Annotated in this window: 17 protein-coding genes; 6 read left to right on the plus strand and 11 right to left on the minus strand. The window is 67.0% G+C overall.

The features are described 5' to 3' along the window. Positions 1 to 2: 2 nt before the first annotated feature. The 3 genes from OC534_RS10410 to OC534_RS10420 all read right to left on the minus strand — a co-directional run bounded on the left by OC534_RS10410 (position 3) and on the right by OC534_RS10420 (position 4,554). Positions 3 to 1,445, minus strand: coding sequence for a cupin domain-containing protein (locus OC534_RS10410; protein WP_136003366.1), 1,443 nt, complete (start codon positions 1,443 to 1,445; stop codon positions 3 to 5). Positions 1,446 to 1,821: 376 nt separating this feature from the next. Continuing rightward, on the minus strand, positions 1,822 to 3,189 hold the full coding sequence (gene purB / locus OC534_RS10415; RefSeq protein WP_017356477.1) for an adenylosuccinate lyase: 1,368 nt from the start codon (positions 3,187 to 3,189) through the stop codon (positions 1,822 to 1,824). A gap of 36 nt (positions 3,190 to 3,225) precedes the next feature. Next, positions 3,226 to 4,554: a hemolysin family protein gene (locus OC534_RS10420; protein ID WP_017356478.1), complete on the minus strand. Its 1,329-nt coding sequence runs from the start codon at positions 4,552 to 4,554 to the stop codon at positions 3,226 to 3,228. Between the two features lie 287 nt (positions 4,555 to 4,841). Between OC534_RS10420 and OC534_RS10425 the strand changes: the two genes are divergently transcribed. Further along, on the plus strand, positions 4,842 to 6,254 hold the full coding sequence (locus OC534_RS10425; RefSeq protein ID WP_017356479.1) for a class II fumarate hydratase: 1,413 nt from the start codon (positions 4,842 to 4,844) through the stop codon (positions 6,252 to 6,254). Positions 6,255 to 6,296: 42 nt separating this feature from the next. Here OC534_RS10425 and OC534_RS10430 read toward each other — a convergent pair whose 3' ends face one another. The 7 genes from OC534_RS10430 to OC534_RS10460 all read right to left on the minus strand — a co-directional run bounded on the left by OC534_RS10430 (position 6,297) and on the right by OC534_RS10460 (position 10,839). Continuing rightward, positions 6,297 to 6,722 (minus strand): hypothetical protein, encoded by a 426-nt coding sequence (locus tag OC534_RS10430; protein WP_017356480.1) that lies wholly within the window; start codon positions 6,720 to 6,722, stop codon positions 6,297 to 6,299. A gap of 92 nt (positions 6,723 to 6,814) precedes the next feature. After that, positions 6,815 to 7,387: a hypothetical protein gene (locus OC534_RS10435; RefSeq protein WP_136003368.1), complete on the minus strand. Its 573-nt coding sequence runs from the start codon at positions 7,385 to 7,387 to the stop codon at positions 6,815 to 6,817. A 32-nt stretch (positions 7,388 to 7,419) separates the two neighbouring features. Then, the gene (locus OC534_RS10440) at positions 7,420 to 8,304 is read right to left on the minus strand and encodes a hypothetical protein (RefSeq protein ID WP_136003369.1); all 885 of its coding nucleotides are present in this window, start codon (positions 8,302 to 8,304) and stop codon (positions 7,420 to 7,422) included. Positions 8,305 to 8,328: 24 nt separating this feature from the next. Beyond that, positions 8,329 to 9,351, minus strand: coding sequence for a hypothetical protein (locus tag OC534_RS10445; protein WP_017356483.1), 1,023 nt, complete (start codon positions 9,349 to 9,351; stop codon positions 8,329 to 8,331). Next, a complete protein-coding gene (locus OC534_RS10450; RefSeq protein ID WP_017356484.1) occupies positions 9,348 to 10,223 on the minus strand; it encodes an ABC transporter ATP-binding protein in 876 nt (291 codons plus the stop codon). Before OC534_RS10450 ends, OC534_RS10445 begins: the two co-directional genes overlap by 4 nt. Continuing rightward, positions 10,220 to 10,582 (minus strand): GntR family transcriptional regulator, encoded by a 363-nt coding sequence (locus OC534_RS10455; protein WP_017356485.1) that lies wholly within the window; start codon positions 10,580 to 10,582, stop codon positions 10,220 to 10,222. Before OC534_RS10455 ends, OC534_RS10450 begins: the two co-directional genes overlap by 4 nt. 2 nt (positions 10,583 to 10,584) lie before the next feature. Further along, a complete protein-coding gene (locus OC534_RS10460; RefSeq protein ID WP_017356486.1) occupies positions 10,585 to 10,839 on the minus strand; it encodes a hypothetical protein in 255 nt (84 codons plus the stop codon). Between the two features lie 416 nt (positions 10,840 to 11,255). Here OC534_RS10460 and OC534_RS10465 point away from each other — a divergent pair, with 416 nt between their 5' ends. From OC534_RS10465 to OC534_RS10485, 5 genes are all read left to right on the plus strand, one after another. Beyond that, positions 11,256 to 11,864: a glutathione peroxidase gene (locus OC534_RS10465; protein WP_229296565.1), complete on the plus strand. Its 609-nt coding sequence runs from the start codon at positions 11,256 to 11,258 to the stop codon at positions 11,862 to 11,864. Between the two features lie 83 nt (positions 11,865 to 11,947). Beyond that, positions 11,948 to 12,928 carry an FKBP-type peptidyl-prolyl cis-trans isomerase gene (locus OC534_RS10470; protein ID WP_017356488.1) on the plus strand — a complete coding sequence of 327 codons (981 nt, stop codon included), beginning with the start codon at positions 11,948 to 11,950 and terminating at the stop codon, positions 12,926 to 12,928. A gap of 23 nt (positions 12,929 to 12,951) precedes the next feature. Then, complete coding sequence (locus OC534_RS10475) at positions 12,952 to 14,301, plus strand: UDP-glucose/GDP-mannose dehydrogenase family protein (protein ID WP_136003372.1); 1,350 nt, start codon at positions 12,952 to 12,954, stop codon at positions 14,299 to 14,301. Beyond that, on the plus strand, positions 14,294 to 14,533 hold the full coding sequence (locus OC534_RS10480) for a SlyX family protein (protein ID WP_136003374.1): 240 nt from the start codon (positions 14,294 to 14,296) through the stop codon (positions 14,531 to 14,533). The genes OC534_RS10475 and OC534_RS10480 overlap by 8 nt, the downstream gene beginning before the upstream one ends. A 9-nt stretch (positions 14,534 to 14,542) precedes the next feature. Continuing rightward, positions 14,543 to 15,235, plus strand: a complete 693-nt coding sequence (locus OC534_RS10485; RefSeq protein WP_136003376.1) for a DUF2058 family protein — start codon at positions 14,543 to 14,545, stop codon at positions 15,233 to 15,235. A 39-nt stretch (positions 15,236 to 15,274) separates the two neighbouring features. On the opposite strand, the gene OC534_RS10490 is transcribed toward OC534_RS10485, so the two are convergent. Beyond that, positions 15,275 to 16,477, minus strand: a complete 1,203-nt coding sequence (locus OC534_RS10490; protein ID WP_262071758.1) for an MFS transporter — start codon at positions 16,475 to 16,477, stop codon at positions 15,275 to 15,277. Between the last annotated feature and the right edge of the window lie 4 nt (positions 16,478 to 16,481).

Genomic DNA, 16,481 nt, shown 5'->3' on the forward strand with positions numbered 1-16,481 from the left:
GTTCAGCGGCGCGGGGTGCCGTCTGCGGGGCTGGCGTCGTCCTCGCCGTCGCTGTCGTCGAAATCGACGATCACTTCGATGCCATCGTCGTGGATGGTGACTTCGTGGACATCGGCGCGGACGTCCTCGACCTCGACCACCTCGACGGTGTCGCTGGCGTCGAGGATGGCGTACCCGGCAATGGCATCGCCCTGGTCCTCGTCGTCGTACGCGTCCTCGTCCTCGTCATCGAAGGCGTTCGGGTCGAGCAGCTGGTAATGGCCGCCGGCCAGCAGCGCGTGGACGGCATCGCGGCCCTTGGCCGAGAGCTTCTGGTACAGCGGAGCGCCGAGCAGTTCGGTGGCGGCCAGCAGCTGGGCATCCTTCACCGACAGCGCGAACTCCAGGCCGCTGCAGTACAGGCTGGCACCGCGCTTGGCGCGCCGCCAGGCCATGCGCGACCAGGGGTGGCGCTGCAGCGCCAGGCCAGCGCCGAGGGCGGCAGCGACCTCTTCGGGCGGCACCGGTTCGCCGTGCGCCATCACTTCGCCGGCGGCGCGGTAGGTGGTGATGAAGCGGCCGAACCAGTCGCCGAGCTTGTCCGGGTCGTTCATGCGGATGGCATTGAGCGCGGCAACCACGCGGTTCATGGCGACCACGTCGATTTCGTTCGGGTCTTCGGGCACCTTCAGGTCCGGGTCCTGGTACCGGATGGACTCATCGGCATCCATGATCAGGGTGTCGAGGTAGTCGCTGATCAGTTCGGCCGAGGCCGGGGCGCGCATGCCGAAGGAGAAGGTCAGGCAGGGGTCTTCGGCAACGCCGTTGTGCGGGACGTTCGGCGGCAGGTACAGCATGTCGCCCGGGGCCAGCACCCAGTCGTGGGTCGGCTTGAAGCGGCGCAGCAGCTTCAGTTCGACGTCGTCGCGGAAATCCAGCGGCGGGCGCTTGCCCTTGATCGATTCGCTGGCGTCGATCTGCCAGCGGCGGTGGCCGTAGCCCTGCAGCAGGAACACGTCGTACTGGTCGACGTGGGCGCCGACCGAGCCACCGGTGGCGGCGAAGCTGATCATCACATCGTCCATGCGCCAGCGCGGCAGGAAGTCGAAGTGGCCGACCAGGGCGCGCACGTCCGGGTCCCACTTGTCGACGTCCTGCACCAGCAGCGTCCAGTCATGGTCGGGCATGCCGGGGAATTCTTCTTCCTGGAACGGGCCAGTGCGCACGGTCCAGCCGTCGGAGGCGCGGTCATGGCTGATCAGGCGGGCCAGGGCGCCTTCTTCGCAGGCCAGGCCGGCCAGATCTTCCGGCTGCACGGGGGTCTGGAAGTCGGGGAAAGCGCCTCGGATCAGCAGGGGGCGCTTCTGCCAGTAGTCGCGCAGGAAGGTGGCGGCGGGCATGCCCAGAGGGAGGCCGGGGCGGGCCTGGATTTCGATGACGGGGGTCTTGGTCTTGCGGGCGGCCATGCGGGAATCCTTGGAGCGTCTAGACGGAATGAGGGGGCGCAGCGGGTCACGCGCGCCGGCACGGCTATTGTCCGCTGGTTGGGCGGGATGTGCACCTGCGGTGGGATGTCGCGTACCGCCGGCGCGTTGCGTGCTGCGAGCTGGTGCGGGGCCGGGTGGCAGTCGTCGGCACGCGCAGAGCATTGGCGCCTCGTTGCGACGTGGGGGGCGGCGGCGGGTGAGAGCCGCACACCGCACGGCCCGGCAGTTGTTTTTTGATCTTCCCTACCCGCCGGCCCTGAACCTGTACCCCATCAGCGAAAGGCTGTTCGCGCAAAAAAGAAGGGCACCGGAAACTCCGATGCCCTGCTGGGTTACAGGCGATGAAACGGCGGAATCAGACTGCCTTGGCAAGCTCCGCCGCCAGGCCGACGTAGCCGCCCGGGGTCAGTGCGCGCAGGCTCTGCTTGGCGTCGTCGGGCAGGTCCAGCGATTCCACGAAGGCCTTCATCGAGTCCGGGGTGATGCCCTGGCCGCGGGTGAGGGCCTTGAGCTGCTCGTAGGGGTTGGGCAGGCCGTAGCGGCGCATCACGGTCTGCACGGCCTCGGCCAGGACTTCCCACGAGGCGTCCAGGTCGGCATCCAGGCGTTCGGGGTTCACGGTCAGCTTGCCCAGGCCCTTGGCCAGCGAGTCCAGGGCGACCTGGGTGTGGCCGAAGGCGGTGCCGACCGCACGCAGCACGGTGGAGTCGGTCAGGTCGCGCTGCCAGCGGCTGATCGGCAGCTTGGCGCTGAAATGCTCGAACAGGGCATTGGCGATGCCGAAGTTGCCTTCGGCGTTTTCGAAGTCGATCGGGTTGACCTTGTGCGGCATGGTCGAGGAGCCGACTTCGCCTTCCTTGAGCTTCTGCTTGAAGTAGCCCAGCGAGATGTAGCCCCAGACGTCGCGCGCCAGGTCGATCAGGATGATGTTGGCGCGGCGCGCGGCATCGCCGATCTCGGCGACGTTGTCGTGCGGCTCGATCTGGGTGGTGTACGGGTTGAACACCAGGCCGAGGCTTTCGACGAAGCGCTGGGCGAAGGCCGGCCAGTCCACGTCCGGGTAGGCGATGACGTGGGCGTTGTAGTTGCCCACGGCGCCGTTGATCTTGCCGGTCAGTTCGACCGCGGCGATCTGGCGGCGCTGGCGCTCCAGGCGGGCGACGACATTGGCCACTTCCTTGCCCAGGGTGGTCGGCGAGGCGGTCTGGCCGTGGGTGCGCGACAGCATCGGCTGGGCGGCCTGGGCGTGGGCGAGGGCGCGCAGGGTGGCGGCGATGCCGTCCAGCGACGGCAGCAGCACCTCGCGGCGGGCCTGTTCGAGCATCAGGCCATAGCTGAGGTTGTTGATGTCTTCGCTGGTGCAGGCGAAATGCACGAATTCCAGCGCCGGGCCCAGCTCGGCGTCGGCCTTGAGCTGTTCCTTGATGAAGTACTCCACCGCCTTGACGTCATGGTTGGTGGTGCGTTCGATCTCTTTCACCCGCGCGGCGTGGGCCGGGGCGAAATCATCGGCCAGGGCGCGCAGGCGCGCCGCAGCGGCGGCGGAGAAGGGCGCCAGCTCGGCGATGCCCGGTTCGTTGGCCAGGGCCAGCAGCCATTCCACTTCGACCTTCACGCGGGCCTTGATCAGGCCGTATTCGGAGAAGATCGGGCGCAGCGCATCGACCTTGCCGGCGTAGCGGCCATCGAGCGGGGACAGGGCGAGCAGGGCGAATTCGGACATGGCAGGGGCAGGGCGATGACGACGGGGGCCGTCATTCTACGCTGCCCCGGCGGTTCCGGCGGGTTCGGCTGCCATCCGTACGGTCACTGCCTGGATGCGGTGCCCCGCCATGCGCTTGACCGTGAAGGTGTGGCCGTCGATCTGCAGCTGATCGCCCTCCTCGGGCAGGCGCTGCAACTGGTGGACGATCAGCCCGCCAACCGAATTCAGGTGCTCGGGGGCGTCCAGGTCATGGCCCAGCAGCCGTTCCAGGCGGAAGATCGAGGTCGAGCCGGCCACCAGCAGGGTGCCGTCCGCGCCACGGGTGGGCGCGTCCTTGACGATGTGCGGGTGCTCGTCCTCGATGTCGCCGACCACCACTTCGAGCAGGTCTTCCAGGGTGAAGTAGCCCAGGATGCGGCCATGCTCCTCCACGCACAGCGCCAGATGGGTGGTGCCGGTGCGGAAACGCTCCAGCACCAGCGGCACCGGGGTTTCCAGGGCGATCAGGTTGGCAGGGCGCAGCAGGGGGCGCAGATCGCCGGTCGGCTTGCCACGCGCGATCTCCACCAGCAGGTCCTTCATGTGCAGGATGCCCAGCACCTCCTCGCCATCGCGGTCGAACCACGGATAGCGGCTGTAGCGGCTCTCGGCGAATTCGGCCATCACCTCGTCCAGGCCCATACCATCGCGGAACGCGCGCAGGTGGTCGCGCGAGCGCATCAGGTCGCCCGCCACCAGCTCGGGCAGTTCCAGCGCGTGGCTCATCAGCGTCAGGTCGTGGTCCGGTGCATCGCCGGTCGGCTGCTGGCGGCCGACGATCAGCTTCAGCTCCTCGCGCGAATAGCGGTGCGAGGTGTGTTCGACGTCGCCCCAGCCGGCCAGTCGCAGCAGGGCATTGGCGCTGTTGTTGAGCAGCCAGATCGCCGGGTACATCGCCCAGTAGAACAGGTAGAGCGGGGCGGCGGTCCACAGCGACATGCGGTCGGGGCGGCGGATCGCCATCGACTTGGGCGCCAATTCGCCGAGCACAATGTGCAGGAACGAAATCACGCTGAAGGCGATGATGAAGGCGGTCAGGCGCGAGGCATCCGCGCTCATGCCCACCGCGTCGAACAGCGGCTGGAGCAGGTGCGCGAAGGCAGGCTCGCCCACCCAGCCCAGGCCCAGCGAGGACAGGGTGATGCCGAGCTGGCAGGCCGACAGATAGGCGTCCAGGTGCGAATGCACGTTGAGCAGCAGGCGGCCGCGCCAACCGTGCTGTGCGGCCAGGCCCACCGCCTGGGTATGGCGTAGTTTGACCAGGGCGAACTCGGCGGCAACGAAGAAGCCGTTGAGCAGCACCAGGCCGAAGGCCAGCAGCAGAAGGAGCAGATTGCCGATCATGGTCGGCCCCGCGATGGCGTCGTCATCGGCATGGCGGTGCACAGGCCGGCGCGCGGCGCGGGCAGCGGTGCGTGCGCGTCGGCACGCCCGGAACTACTGTCGGGGTCGTCACCCATCGGGGCGGAGTGCTTTCTGAATGGACGTGGATTCCGAGTCTAGCCGATGAGTGGCGCGCTTGGGTTTCATCGCGGCATCGGAGTATCGTGCGCAGAGCCGCCAGCCAGGGAATCGGGCCCGTTGCCAGCCGCCATTCCCTTTCCACACTGAAAGAATCGCGGAGTCATGCAATGAGCAAGGGTTTCAGGATCGAACACGACAGCATGGGTGAGCTGCAGGTGCCCGCCGATGCGTTGTGGGGCGCGCAGACGCAGCGTGCAGTGAACAATTTCCCGGTGTCCGGCCAGCGCATGCCGCGCGGGTTCATCCGCGCGCTGGGGCTGATCAAGGGCGCGGCCGCGTCGGTGAATGCCGAGCTGGGCCATCTGCCGAAGAACATCGCCAAGGCCATCGAGCTCGCGGCGGCCGATGTCGCCGACGGCCGCCATGATGCGCACTTCCCGATCGACGTCTACCAGACCGGGTCGGGCACGTCGTCGAACATGAATGCCAATGAGGTCATCGCCACGCTCGCCAACCGCGCGGGCAAGGCCGGCAAAGTCGCGGTGCACCCCAACGACCACGTCAACCAGGGCCAGAGCTCCAATGACGTGATTCCCACTGCGCTGCGCGTGTCGGCGCTGCTCGGCGTGCACGAGCAGCTGCTGCCGGCGCTGGTGCACCTGCGCAAGACCATCGACAGGAAAGGCCGCAGCCTGCGCAAGGTGGTCAAGACCGGCCGCACCCACCTGATGGATGCCATGCCGCTGACCTTCGAGCAGGAGTTTGGCGCGTGGTCGGCACAGCTTGCCTCGGCGCAGGCGCGCATCGAGGACAGCCTCAAGCGGCTGCGCCGGCTGCCGCTGGGCGGCACGGCGATCGGCACCGGCATCAACGCCGACCCGCGCTTCGGCGAACGCGTGGCCAAGGCGCTCAAGCAGCAGACCGGGGTCAAGTTCGACAGCGCCGAGAACAAGTTCGAAGGCCTGGCCGCGCAGGACGATGCGGTGGAACTGTCCGGTCAGCTCAATGCGCTGGCGGTGGCGATGATCAAGATCGCCAACGATCTGCGCTGGATGAATGCCGGTCCGCTGGCCGGGTTGGGCGAGATCGAACTGCCGGCGCTGCAGCCGGGCAGTTCGATCATGCCGGGCAAGGTCAATCCGGTGATTCCCGAAGCGACGGTGATGGTGTGCGCGCAGGTGATCGGTCACCACACCGCGATCACCGTCGCCGGGCAGACCGGCAACTTCCAGTTGAACGTGACGCTGCCGTTGATTGCCGCCAACCTGCTGGATGGCATTGGTCTGCTGGCCAACATCTCACGCCTGCTGGCCGACACGGCGATCGCCGGGCTGACGGTGCGCGAAGACCGCGTGCGCGAAGCGCTGGGCCGCAACCCGATCCTGGTGACCGCGCTGAACCCGATCATCGGCTATGAAAAGGCCGCTGCGATCGCCAAGCGTGCGTACAAGGAACAGCGGCCGGTGCTGGACGTGGCCAAGGAGGACAGTGGGCTGTCGGAGGCCGAACTGCGCACGCTGCTCGATCCGGCAGCACTGACGGCCGGTGGCATCCACGCCGGCGGCGGCGGCGGCGGTTGATCCCTGTTGTGAAGGAGCCGACCCACGGTCGGCTCCTCCTGTTCAGTGCCGGTCTGCCTGCAGGTTGTCGAAGGTCTCGGTGTAATCCTTGAACTCCGGGATGCGCGCGACCAGATCCGGCGGGATCGGCTGCATGCCCTCGGGCACCTGGATCCTGACCGAGCGCTTGGCCGGGTCCGGTGCGGCATCGGTCAGCGTGTTCTGACGCAGCACCTGCAGCTGACCGAACATCTGCTGCAGCAGGGCCTGCTGGCTGGCATCCAGCGGAATCTCGATCTCGTCGATCTTCATGTGGCCGTTCGGCAGCACGATGATGTTCGGCGCGGGTGCGCGGCGCACGGTGAGCATGCCGTCGCTGACGGTGATCTTCGGCTTGCTGCGCTCGGCGCGATGATTGCGGTACTCCTGGTCGCAGCCGGTGGCGGCCAGGCAGAACAGGGCGAACAGCAGCAGGCACAGCTTCTTCATGAGCAGGCAACGCACGTGGGGGGAGCCTGATTGTAGTCCTCCCCCCGCGCGACGGGGCCGGCCTGCGACCGAACGTCGCAGGCCGGGGTCGCTTACTTGCCGCAGTCGTCGATGTCGGACTGGTCCATCGTGGCGTAGGGTTTGAAGGCCGGCACTGCTGCCGCCAGCGCCTGCTGGCGCGCCATCATGCCCGGCAGCAGGCCGCACAGCTTCTTCGCCTCGGCCTCGATCTTGGCCGCCTCGGCGTTGACGCGTTCCTCGATGCCCTGCGTATCGCCGGAGAAAATGCCCTTGAGCGCCTCGCTGGCCGCCTTCACGCCCAGTCCGGCCCCGGCCACGCCGATGTCCATGCCGGCGCCTGCAAGGGCTTCCACCTGCTTGCGGTAGTCCAGCATCAGCGCACGCTGGGCTGCGTCCAGCGGCACGTTCTCGCCGTTGACCAGGAAATCGCCCTGCGGCGTGATCTCGGCCTTGATGTTGTTGCCGTCGGACACGGAGATGTTGCCCTGCGCGATCTCCCTGCGCGCCTTGTCGGTGGCTTCCTGCACCTTCTGGCCGATGGACGCGGTGTCCAGCTCGGCGGCGGCCTTGTCCTTGTCGTGGTTGCCGCAGGCCGCCAGGGGCAGGCACAGCAGCAGTGCGGGCAGCAGCAGTCGGGTATTCATATGCTCGGTTCCGTCGTTGGAAAGGGAAAGCCTTACTTGCCGCGGGGCAGGGTGATGCGACCGCCGATGCCGCTGTGACGGACATCGCCGCTGCCACTGTGGTTCACCGTGAGGTCGCCGCGGACGTCACGGACGGTGATGTCGCCGGAGCCGTGCCGATCCACGCTGACGCTGCCGCCGATATCACGCAGTTCCACCTCGCCGGAGCCCACGGTGCCTACGCGGGCGCTGCCCTTGACCTGGCGTGCCTCGATGTTGCCCGAGCCAAGCACACCGATCTCGACGTCGCCGCCGACCCCGTCCAGCTCGACATCGCCGGAGCCGACATTGCCGACCGTGGCGGTGCCGCGCACGTTGCGTCCCTTGAAGTCGCCCGAGCCGAGGTTGAGCAGGTTGAGCGAGCCGGCACCGTCCAGCGTGATGTCGCCCGAACCGACCGCCGCAGTGACCCGTCCCTTGATGTCCTTCAGGGTCACATCGCCCGAGCCGACATCGGCGCTGGCCGAATGCAGGCCGGTGCCGCTGGCGTCACCGGAGCCGACCTTGAACTGCACCAGCACGGTGTCCGGCACGCTGCCGCGCAGGTCCAGGTAGGCGTAGCGGTTGCCGCCCAGCGAGAGGCCGCCGCGCTGTTCGCGCTGCAGCCGCACCACCAGCGTGTCGCCGGATTTCTGCTGGGTCACGGTCAGGTCGCGCAGCAGGTCCTCGGCGGACGCGCAGGCGCGGCCGCCAAGCTTGGCGGGGCCGGTGCCGGCGGTCAGTACCAGATCATGCTGGTTGACCTCGAACACCACCGCCTTGGCGCCGGCCAGGTCGAGTGTCAGGTCGCGCGGTGCAGTGAACCTGCACTGTGGCGTGTCGGCCAGCGCGGTCAGCGGTAGCAACAGCAAGGAAGCAACGGCAAGGGTACGCAGCATGGGACGGTCCTCGACAGGGCAGAGTCAGATTTCACCGGCGCGACGGCGCAGGCGGATGGCGATGATCAGGAACGCGATACCGACGACCGCGCCGATCCACACTTCGGGCTGCTGCAACGTGGACAGGTGCTGCGCAGGCGACAGCATGCTGACCAGCTGCTCGGAACCGGTGATCCGGCCCGGTGCGTTGTAGGCGGCATCCACGCCGGGGAAGGTGCCCAGCAGCAGGCGCCCGACGATGTGGCCCCAGAACCAGCCACTGGTCAGGCCGAAGGCGGACATCAGGTTGGTGCTGCTGACCACGATGCCGGCGAACAGCGGCAGCATCACCGCCCACAGGAACGGCTTGGACTTCGCCCAGGCCGAGCACATCAGCAGCCAGCCGACGGTCGGCAGCGCCCACAGCAGGTAGACCGGCAGGCGGGCGATGTAGCCGAGGATGATCGACAGCGGGCTGGCCGGTCCCCAGATCAGCGTCATCGGGTCACCGCCGTGGGCCAGCGCCACCACCGAGATGATTGCCAGGAAACCGAGCATCGTGACGGCGGCGGCGGCCACCGCGATCAGCGGAGCGATCACCAGCGCGCTGATGGCCTTGGCCAGGACGGTCTGGGTGTCGGACAGCGGCAGTGACTTCCAGAACAGGATGCTGCGGTCGCGGCGATCGTCGTACAGCGCACCCAGGCAGTAGAAGAACACCACGAAGGTGAGCACCACGAACGGCCAGCCGGAGCTGAGGAGCAGAGTCAGGTCGAGCGCGTTGGCCAGGTCGGCCATGTCCTTGGCGTCGAGCTGGCCGGTCAGCATGCCCAGGTCGAGGCCGTTGATGCTGACGTTCTTGTTGTCGACCAGCAGGCCGCCACTCTTGGCGGCGCGGTGCAGCGCGAACAGGCCGAACAGAATGCCGAGCAGGCTCATCAGCAGCGAGATGCCGCCGGCGATGAAGGGGGCGTACAGGAACCCGCCACGGTTCTCCCAGTACTCGCGCTTGAGCATCCACTTGAACGTGCTGGCCTTGCTGATCGGGTGATAGTGGACGGTGTTCATGCGTAGGTTCCCTTCATGATGGCCACGAACAGGTCCGCCAGCCCCGGGCTGCGGATCTCGCCGAGCGTGGTGAGCTGATCGCGCGGCACGCCATCGAACAGCAGGACGGTCTTGCCGAACGGCAGGGCGCGTTCGTCGATCGGCTTCAGCGCGCGGGCCAGCTCCACCGTGTCGGCCGAGGCCAGCAGTTCGGTGTAGCGCTCGCCGATGTTCTCCATATCGGTGGTCAGGACGATGCGGCCGTCGCGGATGAACATGACATCGGTGAGGATGTGTTCGATCTCCTCGACCTGGTGGGTGGTGACGATGATGGTCTTCTGCTCGTCGAAGTAGTCCTCCAGCAGGCGCTGGTAGAACTCCTTGCGGTAGAGGATGTCCAGGCCCAGGGTCGGCTCGTCCAGCACAAGCACCTTGGCGTCGATGGCCATCACCAGCGCCAGGTGCAACTGCACGATCATGCCTTTGGAGAGCTCGCGTACGCGCTGCCTCGGCTGAAGCTTGGTGCTGGCCAGGAAGCGTTCGCAGCGGGCGCGGTCGAAGCGCGGGTGCACCCCTGCAACGAAGTCGATCGCCTCGCGCACCTTCAGCCAGCGCGGCAGCACCGCGACGTCGGCGATGAAGCAGATGTCGTTCATCAGCGCGTTTCGCTGCGTGCGCGGGTCCATGCCCAGGACCTGCAGGTCGCCCTCGACACCGGTCAGGCCCAGCAGCGCCTTGAGCACCGTGGTCTTGCCGGCGCCATTGGGACCGATCAGGCCGGTGATGCGGCCCGGTGCGATGGAGAAGCTGGTGTTGTCCAGCGCGAGCGTCTGCTTGTACGCCTTGCGCAGGCCACGTGCGGAGATGACGACATCACTTGCAACGGCATTCATGAGGATTTCCCCTGGGGCAGCAGATCGTCAAGGTTCAGGCCCAGGCGCTGGATGCGCTCGAGCACCAATGGCCATTCTTCGTTGAGGAAGCGGTCGCGCTCGCTGCTGCGCAGCTGCGTGGCCGCTTCCTCGGTCATGAACATACCCAGGCCGCGGCGCTTCTCCACCAGGCCTTCATCAGCCAGTTCCTGGTAAGCGCGCGAGACGGTGATGGGGTTGAGCTGGTACTCGGCGGCGACCTGCCGGACCGAGGGCAGAGCATCGCCGGGCTTGATGATGCCGTCGAGCATCATGGCGATGACGCGTTCCTTCAGCTGACGGTAGATCGGAGCGCCATCGCTCCATTGAATATCGCTCATGGTCAGCTCCGTGGGTTCAGCGACTGTGCGAATGAGAAGTAAGGCATGGACAGGGAGCTGTGCAGCCGGCGGGGGGGGCGGGGGGCGCCGTCGGCGGTCCCTGCCTCGATGACACCTGCGTCCTGCGGGCCTGCAAACGCACCGGAACCGGCGGAACTGCCGGCGTCATCCGAGGCGGGGGTGCCGAACCAGCCCAGCAGCAGCAGCGCGGACGCGGCCGTGAGGGTTTTGGCGGTGTGGTGGCGCATGCGGTTCATGGGCTTCCCCTGTCTCAGGTGACTGGTGTTGTATGCAACTATAACACCGGCACGCCGAAGATCAATACGGGGATACACCCAACTGATGGCAGGGTCAGGCTGAAAGACGATTGTCATCCATAAGATATTGTTTTGTATGCACTTGTTCGCCGTGCGGAAGGTCATTCGGACGGGGCGTGGGTTCAGTCATGTCAATGAAAAGACAAGGCTAACGCCTATTCAGTCAATTGCGACGCGGTGAACCGGGGGCGGGTTCGACCGCCAGAAACGGCAAGGTGGCCCGGAGAGCGCGCCCCGCGATGCCGCCACGCGGCGCTGAAAACCCCGGTGATATAGTGCGGCCGACGCCCTGCCGGGCCTGCGCTGCGTGCGCCGGACGGCACCTTTCGCCGGTTTCCATGCCCCTGGAGTGCTCCATGTTCCACGCTCGCCTGTTGTCGTCCTTCCACCGCCCGGGCACCCGCGCCCGCGGCTGGGCCGCTGCGACCCTGTTGCTGGGCGTGGTGATCAGCACCGGGGCAGCGTCTGCGGCCGGCCTGCTCGATCTCAGCTACCGCCCGCTGGCCGGCAAGGGCGAGGTCAATCTGCAGCAGCAGTACGGCGGCAAGGTGCTGCTGGTGGTCAATACCGCCAGCAAGTGCGGCTTCACGCCCCAGTACGAAGGTCTGGAAGCGCTTCAGAAGAAATACGCCGCGCGCGGCTTCTCGGTGCTCGGTTTCCCGTCCAACGACTTCAAGGGCCAGGAACCGGGGGATGAAGCGCAGATCCAGGAATTCTGCACGCTGACCTATGGGGTCAAATTCCCGATGTTCCAGAAGGTGCAGGTCACCGGCACCGGCGCGACCCCGCTGTATCAGCGTCTGACCCAGGCCACCGGTGTGGCGCCGGGCTGGAACTTCCACAAGTACCTGATCGCGCGCGACGGGCGGGTGGTTGCGCAGTTCCCCAGCAAGGTCAAGCCGGATGATGCGGCGCTGGTGGCGGCGATCGAACGCGAGCTGTCGGCAGGCAAGGCGGCGCGCTGAGTGCCTCGACATCTCGTACATGCGTGCGACAATGGGCGTTTCGCGCCGACGTCGGCGTCCAGTCACTTCCAGGAATGCAGCGAATGAAGATGGGAATGCGCGGCGCCGCGGCGTCGGTTCTGATTCTGGCGATGGGTGCCACCGGTACCGTGATGTCGCAACAACCGGCCGCGCCTGCGGCTGCCAAGGAGACTTCCGCTTTGAACTCCCAACGGGAAAAGCTCGGCTACGCTATCGGTATCGATGTGGCCAACTCGTTCGCTCCGATTTCCAGCGAGATCGACGTGGCCGCGCTGCGTCGTGGCGTCACCAATGCTTTTGAAGGCAAGCCGCCGCTGATCAGCCAGGAAGAGGCGCAGAAGACCGACGCCGCCCTGCGCCAGGCGGTGATGGCCAAGAGCGGCCAGCCGGTGCCGGGCGTGGCCCCGGGCACGCCCGCGCCGAAGGTGGATCGCGAGAAGGTCGGCCTGATGCTGGGCAGCTATGCCGTTGGTCCCTCGCTGGCGCAGCTGAAGGACGAACTGGACCTGGACGCGCTGTTTGACGCGATCGGCACCACCTTCGCCAACGGCACCCCGAAGATGACCGCCGAGCAGGCCAAGGCCACGCTGGAAGGCTTCATGGCCGCCAAGCAGGCCGAAGGCCAGGCCAAGGCCGCCGCACAGGCCGGCACCAACCGCACCGAAGGCAATGCCTTCATGGCCAAGAACAAGACCGTGCCGGGCGTGGTCACCACCGCGTCGGGCCTGCAGTACCAGGTGCTGCGTCCGGGCAGCGGCGATCGTCCGATGCCGACCAGCAAGGTCCGCGTCAACTACGAAGGCAAGCTGCTGGACGGCACCGTGTTCGACAGCAGCTACAGCCGTGGCCAGCCGGTCGAGTTCGGCCTGGACCAGGTCATCAAGGGCTGGTCCGAAGGCGTTTCGCTGATGCCGACCGGCGCCAAGTACCGCTTCTGGATTCCCGGTGAGCTGGCCTACGGCGAGCAGGGTACCCCGGGCGGTCCGATCGGCCCGAACGCGACGCTGACGTTCGACGTCGAGCTGCTGAACGTTCTTCCGTAATCGACTCTGGAGTCTCCCCGGTCATGCGTGTTGCGATTTTCGGCACCGGCTATGTCGGTCTGGTCACCGGTACCTGTCTGGCCGACGTCGGCCACCAGGTGGTCTGCGTGGATATCGACCAGGCCAAGGTCGACGGCCTGAACCGGGGCGTCATCCCGATCTACGAACCCGGCCTCGAGCCGATGGTGAAGGCCAACCACGCCGCGTCGCGGTTGACCTTCACCACCGACGCGGCCACGGCCATCGCGCACGGCCAGGTGATTTTCATCGCCGTGGGCACGCCACCCGACGAGGACGGCAGCGCCGACCTGCAGTACGTGCTGGCGGTGGCCGAGACCATCGGCCGGCACATGGCCGTGCCGACCGTGGTGGTCAACAAGTCGACCGTGCCTGTAGGCACGGCTGACAAAGTGCGCGCGACGATAGCCGCCGCACTGGCCGCGCGTGGGCAGGAGATCGCCTTCGACGTGGTCTCCAACCCCGAGTTCCTCAAGGAGGGCGATGCCGTCGCCGACTGCATGCGGCCGGACCGCATCGTGGTGGGGGCGGCCAACCCCGACGCGGTGGCGCTGATGCGCCGCCTGTATGCCCCGTTCAACCGCAACCACGACCGCGTGGTGGAAATGGACGTGCGCTCGGCCGAGCTGACCAAGTACGCGGCCAACGCGATGCTGGCCACCAAGATTTCGTTCATGAACGAAATCGCCAACATCGCCGAGAAGGTCGGTGCCGACATCGAGCAGGTCCGCCAGGGCATCGGTTCGGACCCGCGTATCGGCTGGCATTTCATCTATCCCGGTGCCGGCTATGGCGGCTCCTGCTTCCCCAAGGACGTGCAGGCGCTGGCGCGCACCGCGCAGCAGCACGGCCACGAGCCCAAGCTGCTCAATGCGGTCGAGGCGGTCAACGATGCCCAGAAGGGCCACCTGTACACCCTGATCCAGCGCCACTACGACCGTGGCGAGGACGAAGGCGTGCGCGGCCGTACGTTCGCGGTGTGGGGCCTGGCGTTCAAGCCCAACACCGACGACATGCGCGAAGCGTCCAGCCGCCGCCTGCTGGCCCAGTTGTGGGAAGGCGGCGCCACCGTGCGCGCCTATGATCCGGAAGCCACCGATGAAGCACGCCGCATTTTTGGCGAGCGCGACGATCTGGTGTTCTGCGAGAACGCCTACGACGCGCTGGACGGTGCCGATGCGCTGGTGGTGGTGACCGAGTGGAAGCAGTTCCGCAGCCCGGATTTCACTCGTCTGCGCGACACCCTCAAGGACGCGGTCGTCTTCGACGGCCGCAATCTGTACGACCCGCAGGAAATCGAAGCGGCGGGCCTGGCTTATTACGGCATTGGCCGGGGACGTTCGCTGCATGCATGATTCCACACCCTCCGAGCGCGAACAGGCGCTCGAAGCCCGCCTTGTTGAACTGGAAATGCGTGTGTCCTTCCAGGAGCACGCACTGGCCGAGCTCAGCGAAGCCCTCGCCGATGCGCGCATGGAAGGCAGTCGCAACGCCGACCTGACGCGGATCCTGCTGGAAGACCTCGGCAAGGTGCGCAATGCGTTGTATTCCGATTCGGCCGAAGAGCCGCCGCCCCCGCACTACTGATCTGACGTCATGAGCGATACCCTCCGCGACCAGCTGCTGGGCCTGGGCTTCAAAGCCGCGCCCAAACCCGAACGTACCGCCGAGCGCAAGCCGGACCGGAAGCCGGAGGCGCGCCGCGATGGCCGTCCGGGCAACCGTCCGCAGGGCGCGCGTCCTGCCGGCAAGCCCGGCGAAGGCCAGCGCCCCGCGCGCGACGGCGACCGCCGTCCGCAGGGCAAGGGCCGTGCGCCCGGTGGCCGTCCGCCGCAGGGCGGTCACGGCGCGCCGCGCACCCGCGAGGACATCGACCTCGCCAAGGCGTATGCGATCCGTGCGCAGAAAGAAAAGGACGACCGCATCGAGGCCGAGCGCCTCAAGCAGGAAGAGGCGCGCCTGCGCCGCGAGGCCAAGGCCAAGCTCGACGTGCTGCTGGAAGGCAAGGCGCTCAACGCCGAGGCGGCGGACATCGCCCGCCACTTCCCGTACGGCGGCAAGATCAAGCGCATCTATGTCACCGCCGACCAGCTCAAGGCGCTCAACGCCGGTGAGCTTGGCGTGCTGCAGCAGAACGGGCGTTACCTGCTGGTCACCTCGGCGGTGCTTGACGAGGCCGAAGCGGTGTTCGCCCCGTCGGTGGCGCTGCGGGTGGATCCCAACGCCACCGTGGAAGAAGATCCGTACGCCGACCCGGCCTATCAGGTGCCTGACGACCTGGTCTGGTGAAGGCGCGGGGCAGCACGACCGTGGGTCGTGCTGCCGCCCTCATGAGGCGTGGCGCCGGCGCGCGGCGCGCAGCAGCGGCAGGCTGATCGCGAAGAAGCACAGCAGTGCGCCCGCCAGGGCGAAGCCGCTGCCCGCCAGGAACGCGGTACGCCCCTGGTCGATGGTCCACAGCTGACCGGCGATCAGTGCGCCCAGCACGCCGCCCACACCCGACGAAAAGCCATACAGCAGGCCCTGGCCGTGGCCGTTGAGCCGGCCGGGGAAGTACGTTGCCAGCATCTGCATCGCCGCGGCGAAGAACGCAGCGAATCCAAGCGCGTGCGCGCTCTGCGCCACCAGCATCACCGGCAGATTTTCCGGGTACAGTGCGGTCGCCGCCCAGCGCAGCGTGGAGCTCACCAACGCGATCAGCAGCATCCAGCTCGCGTCGAAGCGGCGGAAAAAGCGGCCGATGGTGAAGAACACGCCCACCTCGAACACCACCCCGACCGTCCACAGCAGCCCCAGCGTCGAGGTCGCGTAGCCGTGGTGGTCCATGTAGACCGAGAAGAACGTGTAGTACGGGCCGAACGACAGCTGTTCCATGAAGGCGGCCACAAAGAACGCCAGTACCTGTGGCTTGCGCACGATCTGCCAGAAGCCGCTGGCATCACCGTGGGCCCGATGGAGATCGCGCGCGTAGTCGTTGGCGAACGCCGATACCACCAGCAGCGCGAACAGCGGCAGCATCATCCACGGCAGCAGGTGCGCATGGCCGGGGCCACCGTTGCCGTCGATCAGCCAGCCAAATCCCATCACCACGACGATGAATCCGAGCGAACCCCAGACCCGGATCAGCCCGTAGCGGTGGCTGTCATTGCCGAGGTGGGTGAGCGTGATCGACTCGAACTGTGGCATCACGGCGTTGTAGAAGAAGCAGAACACCACCATCGCCGGATACATCCACGGCTCAGGCAAGGGCAGCAGGAACGCGCAGAAGGTGATCAGGGTCAGCACGGTTCCCACCCGCAGCCAGCGGATCGGGCGGGATGACGCCGCGGCGATCGAGGTCCAGGTCGTGGGCGCCACGATGCGCGTGGCATACCAGATGCCCATCATCACGCTGATCGCCGTCACGCTCATCCCGCGCGCGGTCAGGAACAGCGACCAGTACGGGGTGAACGCACCCAGGGCGGCGTAGTAGAAGAGATAGAAGCTGGACAGTCGGGTGACCGGGACGGGGTCGCGGGGGGAGAGCGTCATGCTG

The sequence above is a fragment of the Stenotrophomonas sp. Marseille-Q5258 genome (genome assembly GCF_946900935.1).
GTDB lineage: Bacteria > Pseudomonadota > Gammaproteobacteria > Xanthomonadales > Xanthomonadaceae > Stenotrophomonas > Stenotrophomonas nematodicola.